Consider the following 8,779-nt stretch of genomic DNA (forward strand, 5'->3'; position numbering starts at 1 on the left):
AGCGATGACCGCCGTACTCGATACACTCGTCGCAGTGCGACGAACCGCAATGGACCTGCTCGCACGACGCGAGCACGGTCGAGTCGAGCTGACGCGTAAACTGCGTCAGCGCGGCGCCCTCCCTGAAATGATCGAAACAGCACTCGACCGGTTGACGGAAGAGGGGTTGTTGTCCGAATCCCGTTATCTCGAAAGTTTCGTTTCCTATCGCGCCCGTTCCGGTTATGGCCCTTTACGCATTCGTGAAGAGTTGAGCCAGCGCGGCCTGCAACGCAGCGATATTGAACTCGCTCTGCGTGAGAGCGGCATCGACTGGCAGGAGCAGTTGGTTGATACCTGGCGCCGCAAGTTCTCCGGGCAATTGCCGGCAGATATTCGGGAGCGAGCCAAACAAGGCAGGTTCCTGGCGTATCGGGGATACTCCATGGAAATGATCAATCGCCTCTTCAGCGGGCGAGGGATGGACGATTGAACTGAAACGGCCCGCTATTTCGATAACGGGCCGTTTTTTTTATGACTCACGTAACCTTTGACGGCTCCCGCGTGCGTTGTTGCACCTGGGGTTTTGCTTGTGCCCAGTTTTCCGGCAGGTTGATGTAGTCCACTAGTTCGCGCAGGCGACCATGATTGCGGGCGTTGAAGTTGAAGACCAGCCGCGCCAGATGGCTGAATTCGGCTTCGTCGTGTTCCTCACCGCTGTAGACATGCTGATGGAAATGATCGCTCAGGCACAGGTCGGCGAACGCTTGCTGCATATGTTCAAGCGCGTGGTCGCTGAGTGTGTGATTCATGCGAATCAGGAACTGGTGCTTGAGCCAGCGACTGGAGTGGAAGTTGCTGTAGAACTGGTTGATGTGTTCTACCGCCTCTTCGACGTTGTAGACCAGTTTCACCAGCTTCATGTCAGTGGGCAGGATGTAGCGGTTTTCCTCCAGTTGCTGGTGAATGAAGTCCAGCGCGCCTTGCCAGAATTTGCCGCCCGGCGTGTCGAGCAGCACCACGGGCACCAATGGGCTCTTGCCGGTCTGGATCAGCGTCAGCACCTCCAGCGCCTCATCCAGCGTACCGAAGCCACCCGGGCACAGCACCAGGGCGTCGGCTTCCTTGACGAAAAACAGCTTGCGGGTGAAGAAGAAATGGAAGGGCAGCAGGTTGGTCGTGCCATCGACAGTGGGGTTGGCGTGCTGCTCGAAAGGCAGGGTGATGTTGAACCCCAGGCTGTGTGTCAGGCCCGCCCCCTCATGCGCGGCGGCCATGATGCCGCCACCGGCGCCGGTAATGACCATCATGTCCGAGTGTGCCAGGGCGGCGCCGAGCTCCCGGGCCATGCTGTAGAGCGGATGTTCCATGGGGGTACGCGCCGAACCGAAAACCGTGACCTTGCGCCGCCCCTTGAATTGTTCGAGTACGCGGAAGGCCTGTTCCAGTTCGCGCAGGGCTTGCAGGGTGATCTTGGCGTTCCAGCGGTTGTGGTCTTCCTGGGCCATGCGCAGCACGGTCAGGATCATGTCGCGGTAGATGGGGATGTTCGGACTGTTGGGTGAAATCAGCTTGAGCTGTTTTTCGACCTTGTTGATGAGGTCGTGGCCGCTTTCTTCGAAATGACGGCTCAGGAGGTCATTCGGTTGGTAAGGCATTCAACTTCTCCTTCTGCACAGAACCCTCGGCCCGACAACGCATGTCGGTGCCACGACACTTCATGTGTCGCTGTCTGCCCAGGCCCATGCCTGGGCGATCCACTTGACCCGAAAGGCATCGGGTCATCCAAACAGGCTCTGTTTTTCCCTTGGATGAAAGAAACATTCGCACAGCATGACAAGCGACGGCCAGCCCCTTACCGGCCTTGAAAACGTGAAGGTCAATACCTGAAATCCAGACCCTCACAGTGATTTGCGCTGATTTGATCATTGCGCCACAAAGTCTTTCCTGGCAACCGCTTATTGACGATATGCGAGGTAGTTTCACCGCTCGTCTGAACGCACGTCGCATGTGCCGTACTCTGATTTACTAAGTTACAGGTGTCACGCGACAACTTTGCGTCAACGGCAGGGCGCACCGTACATGCGGTTCAAGGATTTATCGTGCAGGGAGGCGGGAAACCATGGCCAGAGTCGTTCTGGAGATCGATACGCAACTGTATCGATTGCTGAAGTCATCAGCCGAGACCCATCATTTGAGTCTCGAAGAGGAGTGCTGCCGTCGTTTGCGCGGTGGCGAACGGCGTTCACATTACTTGCAGGCGTTGCTGGCGGAACTGCGCGCCGAAGATGAACAGCGGCGCGCCAATTCCAGGTGATTACTTTTTCTTCTTCGCCGGTTGCAGGCAATCCGATTCCTGGAAGCTTGCGGAGCCGACCGGGCGGTTGGTCTTCACCTCGGTGAAGTCGTAACGCATGATCGCGCCCTTGGCCATCAGCTTGCGAAACCCTTCGTTCCTGCAAACAGAAGCGCCCAACTGGAAGTACACCGCTTTGGGGTCTGCACGCATCTTTTCGGCGTGGCTGCTCTGTACGCTCAGGTGGTTGATCAGCTGTTTGCCTTCAACGGTGTAGCCTTGATCGAGAATGTCTTCGTTGATCGCTCGTGGAGTGCCGGCGCTGCTCTGGGTGGCGACGTTTTGCAGCATTTTGTTCAGTTCCGTGTCTTTCAGGGACGCGGCCTGGGCAGTGAGGGACGATGCCAGCAAAATGGCCGCGGTAGGAACGATAAGGCGCAGCATGAAACTCTCCTGGTTCAGTGACGGGTGTTTGACCCGTCACGTGACTGTGCGTTCAGTGGCGGCGAATTATAGGGGAGGCGGGCTGGACGGTACAGGCTTGGTACGGGCGGTCTGGTAAACTGCTGGCACTGTTTACCCTGCCGAGTGTTTTTCGTGTCGATATCCCTTCTCCATGGGCGTTGCCCGTCATGAGTCATGCCCCCGCGCGCTTTGCCTTGAATGCCGTAGCCCGCTTGCGCGATCAGCGTGAGGAGGAAGGCATCAAGCCGATTCAGGCCCGCGGCTGGCGCGCACCGCGTTGCCGTGACTGCCGGGTGATCGAGAGCCACTGCCTGTGCGCCTGGCGGCCGCAGGTCGCGACCCGTTCCGGCGTTTGCCTGATCATGACCAACAAGGAAGTGTTCAAGCCGAGCAACACCGGTTGGCTGATCGCCGATGTGGTACCTGACAACCATGCCTTCATCTGGTCCCGTACCGAGGTCGATCCGAAGTTGCTGGCGCTGTTGTCCGACCCGCAATGGCAGCCTTACCTGGTGTTTCCGGGGGAGTACGTCGAGCCTGAGCGTGTGACGAACAGTGTGGATGTCGATGGCGTGAAGCGCCCGTTGTTCATTCTGCTGGATGCGACCTGGACCGAAGCGCGCAAGATCTTTCGCAAGAGCCCCTATTTCGACCGATTGCCAATTCTCAGCCTGCTGCCCGAGAAACTCTCCCGCTACCGGTTGCGTCGTTCGACCCGCAGCGAGCATCTGTGCACGGCGGAAGTGGCGGCGCTGTGCCTCGACCTTGCGGGTGATGTCGATGCGGCATCGGCGCTGGACGCTTACTTTGATGTGTTCAGCCAGCATTACCTCGACGCCAAACATCAGTTGGACATGAACGTATCGACGCCGGCGCATGCCGAGTTGATGCCCTATGTTCAGTTGGCTCCGGCTTTGGCGGATTGATTGTCGCGCGTACTGCAATAAAGTGTCCCGGCCAAGCTGCTTGACCACCCCGGTTTCGCTGGGCATGCTTGGCGCCGATTAGGGTGCGGCCAGAATTTACAACGCCGTTTTTTGCGTTGAGCGTACCTTTTCAGTGCAGCTTGGTGGCTGTGCCTTGAGTCGCTTTGGCGAGGTCCGACTGCATCGGGCGTCCCATGAAAAACAGGATCATTTGAAAAATGGCCACATACGAAATCCTGATTGCCGATGACCACCCACTTTTTCGCAGTGCCTTGCATCAAGCGCTGACCCTGGGCCTTGGCCCGGATGTGCGTCTGGTGGAAGTGGCGAGCATCGCCGAACTGGAAGTGCGCCTGACGGAAAAGTCCGACTGGGATCTGGTGCTGCTGGACTTGAACATGCCGGGGGCCTACGGGTTTTCCGGGCTGGTCCTGCTGCGCGGTCAGTACCCGCAGATTCCGGTGGTCATGGTCTCTGCCCAGGAAGAAGCGACCATCATGGTCAAGTCTCGTGAATTCGGCGCCAGTGGCTTCATTCCCAAATCCAGCGACTTGAGTGTGATCCAGAAAGCCGTGCGTGCGGTCCTCGATGGCGACGTGTTCTGGCCGCCGCAGGCGTTCGAAGCGGTCAGCGTCTCGGATGAGGCCAAGGCGGCCAGCGAAGGCCTTGCCAGCCTGACGCCACAGCAGTTCCGGGTGCTGACCATGGTTTGCGAAGGCTTGCTGAACAAGCAGATCGCTTACGAGTTGAGTGTTTCCGAGGCGACGATCAAGGCGCACGTGACCGCGATTTTCCGTAAACTGAATGTGCGGACCCGGACCCAGGCTGCGCTGCTCTTGCAACAACTTGAGTCAATTTCCAGCCATTAAAGGCTGGCAACTTCACGCTTTTTTGACTTTGGTTGAACTAGCTTTCCCACTTCCTTTTTTCTCAGTTGCCCACTCTATGTCACCTTTCAAAGGCCAGACCGGCCTGAAACGTATTCTCAATGCTTCCGGTTATTCGCTGGACGGCCTACGCGCAGCCTTCACCGGTGAAGCCGCCTTTCGGCAATTGGTGTTGCTCAACGTCATCCTGATTCCCTTGTCGTTCTTCCTGAATGTCAGCCGGGTCGAACAGGCGTTGTTGATCGCGGTATGCCTGTTGGCGTTGATCGTCGAGTTGCTCAACTCGGCAGTGGAGGCGGCCATCGACCGCATTTCTCTTGAGCTACATCCGCTGTCCAAGAATGCCAAGGACATGGGCAGCGCCGCCCAGTTCGTGGCATTGAGCATGATTGCCCTGGTGTGGGCGGTGATTCTGCTCTAGGCGATTGTCGGCAGTACGATCTCGTCGCTGCGCTGAACCCCGGCGGTGAACGCGCGGCACAGATCGAGGAACTCGCGCATCGCCGAGGTCTGATACTTCTGTTTATGCCAGATGAAATAAAACTGTCGCGCCAGATCCAGGTCTGGCGTCTCGACGGGCACCAGGCTGCCGCGACGGAACGCGTCGCGCAACGCCAGCCTGGAAATGCAGCCAATCCCCAAACCTGATTCCACCGCGCGCTTGATCGCTTCGGTGTGCTCAAGCTCCAGGCGGATATTCAAGGAAGTGCGGTGATGGCGCATGGCTTGATCGAAGGTCAGCCGTGTGCCGGAGCCTTGTTCGCGCAAGATCCAGGCTTCGTGGCTCAACTCGTCCATGGTGGCCGTGCCGCGCTTGGCCAGCGGATGCTGAGGGGCGCAAAACACCACCAGTTCGTCCTCGACCCAGCTTTGTACTTCGATGTCAGGGTGGCTGCAGTCGCCTTCAATCAGACCCAGATCAATCTCATAGTGGGCTACTTGTTGCACGATATTGGCAGTGTTCTGTACGTGCAGCTTCACCTGGCTTTCCGGATGGCGCTGCATGAAGCTGCCGATCAGCAGGGTGGCCAGGTAATTGCCGATGGTCAGGGTCGCGCCCACGGCCAGCGAGCCGAAACCGGACTTGCCGTTGAGCAGGTCTTCGATTTCCTTGGCCTGGTCGAGCAGGGCCACGGCCTGGGGCAGCAGCTGTTTGCCGAGGGCGTTGAGGCTCAGCCGTTTGCCGGCGCGGTCGAACAGCTGGCAGCTGCACTGGCGCTCCAGTTCGGTGATCGAGGTGCTTGCCGCCGACTGCGAGAGGTTGAGCAAGCCCGCAGCACGGGATACGCTTTCCTGCTGGGCGACGGCGACGAATACTTGAAGTTGACGGAGAGTAAATCGCATATCGATATAACCGATAACCCTTATCTTAATAATCCATTTAACAGATATTGTCTCTGCCTTTAGAATGCGATGCAATTGCGCAGAGCTGGCTTTCTTGCAGAGCACGCCGAACACGCGCAGACCAATCTCCAGGAGTCCCACGTACATGAGCAACATGAACCACGAGCGTGTCCTCAGTGTTCACCACTGGAACGACACTCTGTTCAGCTTCAAGTGCACCCGTGATCCGGGCCTGCGCTTCGAGAACGGTCAGTTCGTGATGATCGGCCTGCAACAGCCCAACGGCCGCCCGCTTATGCGCGCTTACTCGATTGCCAGCCCGAACTGGGAAGAGCATCTCGAGTTCTTCAGCATCAAGGTGCCTGATGGTCCGCTGACTTCGCAGTTGCAGCATCTGAAGGAAGGCGACGAGATCATCATCAGCAAGAAGCCTACCGGCACGCTGGTACTCGATGACCTGAAGCCTGGCAAACATTTGTACCTGCTCAGCACCGGTACCGGTCTGGCGCCGTTCATGAGCGTCATCCAGGACCCGGAAACCTACGAGCGTTTCGAAAAAGTGATCCTGTGCCACGGCGTGCGTTACGTCAACGAAGTCGCTTACCGCGAGTTCATCACCGAGCACCTGCCGCAGAACGAGTTCTTCGGCGACGCGCTGCGTGACAAGTTGATCTACTACCCGACCGTGACCCGCGAGCCGTTCGAGAACGAAGGCCGTCTGACCGACCTGATGCGCAGCGGCAAGCTGTTCAGCGACATCGGCCTGCCGCCGATCAATCCGCAGGACGACCGCGCCATGCTGTGCGGCAGCCCGAGCATGCTCGACGAAACCAGCGAAGTGCTGAACAGCTTCGGCCTGAAGGTTTCGCCACGGATGCGCGAGCCGGGTGATTACCTGATCGAGCGAGCGTTCGTCGAGAAGTGACCGCAGGTCACATGTAGGAGCGAGCCTGCTCGCGATGGAGGTCAACGATAACGCGGGAAGCTTGATACCCAGCGGCGTCCTCAGGTTTTTCGCGAGCAGGCTCGCTCCTACAGTAGATTTGCAGCGCAACTGAAAAGCCCGCATGACTTGGGAAGGTCATGCGGGCTTTTTCGTTTCCGGCGTTCAGCCCTTTGCAGGAATGACTTCCAGCACACGGATCAGCTCCGGTGTCGGGTAATGCCAACGCACATCCAGATCCCAGAACTGCGCGCCGTATTCGCGCTCCGGTGCAGGCGTTTGATAGGCCGGACGTGGATCCTGCGCCAGGCATTGCTCGATCAGCTCAACCAAAGGCTCTGCAAGGCGCCGGGCATGCCCGTGAGCCTGTTGCAGTGCTGCGTCTGTCCACTGCACCGGAATCAACAGCGGCGCAGCGCTGGCGATGCTGTTGGAGGCTGTATCGATGATGTCGGCGTAGGGTACGTAGGGTTTGATATCGAGAATCGGCGTGCCATCCAGCAGATCGATGCCGGAGATCCACAGGCGGTTGGCCTCGACCTTGTCCAGCTTCACCACTGATTGCCCGATGCCATTGGGGCGGTGCGTTGCGCGGGTGGCAAACACGCCCATGGACTTGTTGCCCCCGAGGCGAGGAGGGCGGACCTTCAAGCGAGGTTTTTCCTCCAGGGCCTGGTGGAACAGGAACAGCAGCCATACGTGGCTGACCTGCTCCAGGCCCTGTACCGCATCCCCTTGATCGAACGGTGCCACCAGTTCCAGCACGCCACGGGCAGCCGGGGCCAGTTGCGGTTGGCGCGGAATGGCGAATTTCTCCTTGAAGCAGGAGCGCACGAAGCCGATGGGGGAAACGTTGTAGGTCATGGTTTGGGGTCGAGGCGGGAGCGGGTTGGCATGATAACCCGAGCAGCTTCAAGTCTGCTGGTGACCGGACTGACGTCATCGCGGGCAAGCCCGCTCCCACAGGGATCACACTGAACCTGTGGGAGCGTGGCTTGCCCGCGATGGCCGCACCGCCGATCTAGAGACTGAACCCGCCATCCAGCGGAATGATATTCCCGGTCATGTAGGCCCCAGCTGTACTTGCCAGACTGATCGCCAGCGCCGCCATCTCTTCCTCGCGGCCCCAGCGCTTCATCGGGATCAGCGCCGTATCTTCGGCCAATGCCTGTTCATCATTGCCGATGTGCTGGGTCATCTTGCTCGGAAAGCGTCCCGGAGCGATCACGTTGACGTTGATATGCTGGCTCACCAGTTCGCGCGCCAGAATCCTCGACAGTTGATGCAGCGCCGCCTTGCTCGGGCCATAGGCATACGCCTGCTCGCCGAAGGAGGAAATCCCCGCCACCGAACCGATGTTGATGATCCGCGCAGGGTTCTGCGCAGAACCAGCCTTGCGCAGCAGTGGCAGGAATTGCTGGATGCAGTTGAACACCGACGTCACGTTGAGCTGCATGACTTTTTCCCAACCCTTGATCGGGTAGCTCTCCAGCGGTGCGCCCCAGGTGGTGCCGGCATTGTTCACCAGGATGTCCAGGTGGGTGATCTGCTCGCCCAGGCGGGTGGCCAGTTGCAGGACGCCCTCTTCGGTGGCGAGGTTGGCCGCCAGGGCGTGGCAGCGTCCAAGGGCGCCGAGTTCGTCGGCGGTTTGCTGGCAGGCCTCGGCATCGCGGGCGCAGACGTACACCGTAGCGCCGGCCTCGACGTAGGCCTTGGCGATCATTTTACCGATACCACGGGTGCCGCCGGTCACCAGGGCGGTGCGGCCTTGCAGGGAGAAGTAGGGGGGCATGGCGAGTCCTGAAAGCTGAGGTCTTTACACCCTAGTCGTCAGCCGCCAGAAGCGGAGCCACTATTTTTGCGCGGAATGGGGATTCATACAGGCGCCTTTGTAGGAGCCGGCTTGCTGGCGATGGCGTTTTGAGGATCGCCATCGCCA

General features: G+C 59.0%; 11 protein-coding genes. 6 read left to right on the forward strand and 5 right to left on the reverse strand.

The genetic code is table 11. The features are described from left to right. The first annotated feature begins 4 nt into the window (after positions 1–4). Positions 5–472 (forward strand): recombination regulator RecX, encoded by a 468-nt coding sequence (gene recX, locus EI969_RS23910; RefSeq protein WP_160389948.1) that lies wholly within the window; start codon positions 5–7, stop codon positions 470–472. Positions 473–518: 46 nt separating this feature from the next. Here the strand turns inward: recX and EI969_RS23915 are convergent, their stop codons facing one another. Further along, entirely contained in the window at positions 519–1,637 is a 1,119-nt protein-coding gene (locus EI969_RS23915) for a TIGR00730 family Rossman fold protein (RefSeq protein WP_160389949.1), read from the reverse strand. A 464-nt stretch (positions 1,638–2,101) separates the two neighbouring features. Here EI969_RS23915 and EI969_RS23920 point away from each other — a divergent pair, with 464 nt between their 5' ends. Continuing rightward, positions 2,102–2,296, forward strand: coding sequence for a hypothetical protein (locus tag EI969_RS23920; RefSeq protein WP_057716151.1), 195 nt, complete (start codon positions 2,102–2,104; stop codon positions 2,294–2,296). On the opposite strand, the gene EI969_RS23925 is transcribed toward EI969_RS23920, so the two are convergent. Further along, the gene (locus tag EI969_RS23925) at positions 2,297–2,719 is read right to left on the reverse strand and encodes a PA3611 family quorum-sensing-regulated virulence factor (RefSeq protein WP_160389950.1); all 423 of its coding nucleotides are present in this window, start codon (positions 2,717–2,719) and stop codon (positions 2,297–2,299) included. Between the two features lie 188 nt (positions 2,720–2,907). On the opposite strand from EI969_RS23925, the gene EI969_RS23930 reads away from it, so the two are divergent. The 3 genes from EI969_RS23930 (at position 2,908) to EI969_RS23940 (ending at position 4,974) form a co-directional block, all read left to right on the forward strand. Further along, entirely contained in the window at positions 2,908–3,666 is a 759-nt protein-coding gene (locus EI969_RS23930) for a tRNA-uridine aminocarboxypropyltransferase (RefSeq protein WP_160389951.1), read from the forward strand. A gap of 218 nt (positions 3,667–3,884) precedes the next feature. After that, entirely contained in the window at positions 3,885–4,535 is a 651-nt protein-coding gene (gene erdR / locus EI969_RS23935) for a response regulator transcription factor ErdR (RefSeq protein ID WP_046041180.1), read from the forward strand. A 76-nt stretch (positions 4,536–4,611) separates the two neighbouring features. After that, positions 4,612–4,974: a diacylglycerol kinase gene (locus EI969_RS23940; protein ID WP_008010143.1), complete on the forward strand. Its 363-nt coding sequence runs from the start codon at positions 4,612–4,614 to the stop codon at positions 4,972–4,974. Here the strand turns inward: EI969_RS23940 and EI969_RS23945 are convergent. After that, positions 4,971–5,897, reverse strand: coding sequence for a LysR family transcriptional regulator (locus EI969_RS23945; protein WP_046041182.1), 927 nt, complete (start codon positions 5,895–5,897; stop codon positions 4,971–4,973). The two genes, EI969_RS23940 and EI969_RS23945, sit on opposite strands and share 4 nt — an antisense overlap. Before the next feature lie 145 nt (positions 5,898–6,042). Here EI969_RS23945 and fpr point away from each other — a divergent pair, with 145 nt between their 5' ends. Further along, positions 6,043–6,822 carry a ferredoxin-NADP reductase gene (gene fpr / locus EI969_RS23950; protein ID WP_008054100.1) on the forward strand — a complete coding sequence of 260 codons (780 nt, stop codon included), beginning with the start codon at positions 6,043–6,045 and terminating at the stop codon, positions 6,820–6,822. 183 nt (positions 6,823–7,005) lie between these two features. On the opposite strand, the gene tsaA is transcribed toward fpr, so the two are convergent. Beyond that, entirely contained in the window at positions 7,006–7,704 is a 699-nt protein-coding gene (gene tsaA, locus EI969_RS23955) for a tRNA (N6-threonylcarbamoyladenosine(37)-N6)-methyltransferase TrmO (protein ID WP_160389952.1), read from the reverse strand. Between the two features lie 157 nt (positions 7,705–7,861). Further along, on the reverse strand, positions 7,862–8,632 hold the full coding sequence (locus EI969_RS23960; protein WP_160389953.1) for an SDR family oxidoreductase: 771 nt from the start codon (positions 8,630–8,632) through the stop codon (positions 7,862–7,864). Positions 8,633–8,779: the final 147 nt, after the last annotated feature.

It is taken from the genome of Pseudomonas sp. PB101 (assembly GCF_009764265.1).
Taxonomy (GTDB): Bacteria; Pseudomonadota; Gammaproteobacteria; order Pseudomonadales; family Pseudomonadaceae; genus Aquipseudomonas.

Excerpts from the sequence above, each read along its gene's own strand:
- recX (WP_160389948.1), top strand. The coding sequence starts at position 5 with ATGACCGCCGTACTCGATACACTCGTCGCAGTGCGACGAACCGCAATG.
- EI969_RS23915 (WP_160389949.1), bottom strand. The coding sequence starts at position 1,637 with ATGCCTTACCAACCGAATGACCTCCTGAGCCGTCATTTCGAAGAAAGC.
- EI969_RS23920 (WP_057716151.1), top strand. The coding sequence starts at position 2,102 with ATGGCCAGAGTCGTTCTGGAGATCGATACGCAACTGTATCGATTGCTG.
- EI969_RS23925 (WP_160389950.1), bottom strand. The coding sequence starts at position 2,719 with ATGCTGCGCCTTATCGTTCCTACCGCGGCCATTTTGCTGGCATCGTCC.
- EI969_RS23930 (WP_160389951.1), top strand. The coding sequence starts at position 2,908 with ATGAGTCATGCCCCCGCGCGCTTTGCCTTGAATGCCGTAGCCCGCTTG.
- erdR (WP_046041180.1), top strand. The coding sequence starts at position 3,885 with ATGGCCACATACGAAATCCTGATTGCCGATGACCACCCACTTTTTCGC.
- EI969_RS23940 (WP_008010143.1), top strand. The coding sequence starts at position 4,612 with ATGTCACCTTTCAAAGGCCAGACCGGCCTGAAACGTATTCTCAATGCT.
- EI969_RS23945 (WP_046041182.1), bottom strand. The coding sequence starts at position 5,897 with ATGCGATTTACTCTCCGTCAACTTCAAGTATTCGTCGCCGTCGCCCAG.
- fpr (WP_008054100.1), top strand. The coding sequence starts at position 6,043 with ATGAGCAACATGAACCACGAGCGTGTCCTCAGTGTTCACCACTGGAAC.
- tsaA (WP_160389952.1), bottom strand. The coding sequence starts at position 7,704 with ATGACCTACAACGTTTCCCCCATCGGCTTCGTGCGCTCCTGCTTCAAG.
- EI969_RS23960 (WP_160389953.1), bottom strand. The coding sequence starts at position 8,632 with ATGCCCCCCTACTTCTCCCTGCAAGGCCGCACCGCCCTGGTGACCGGC.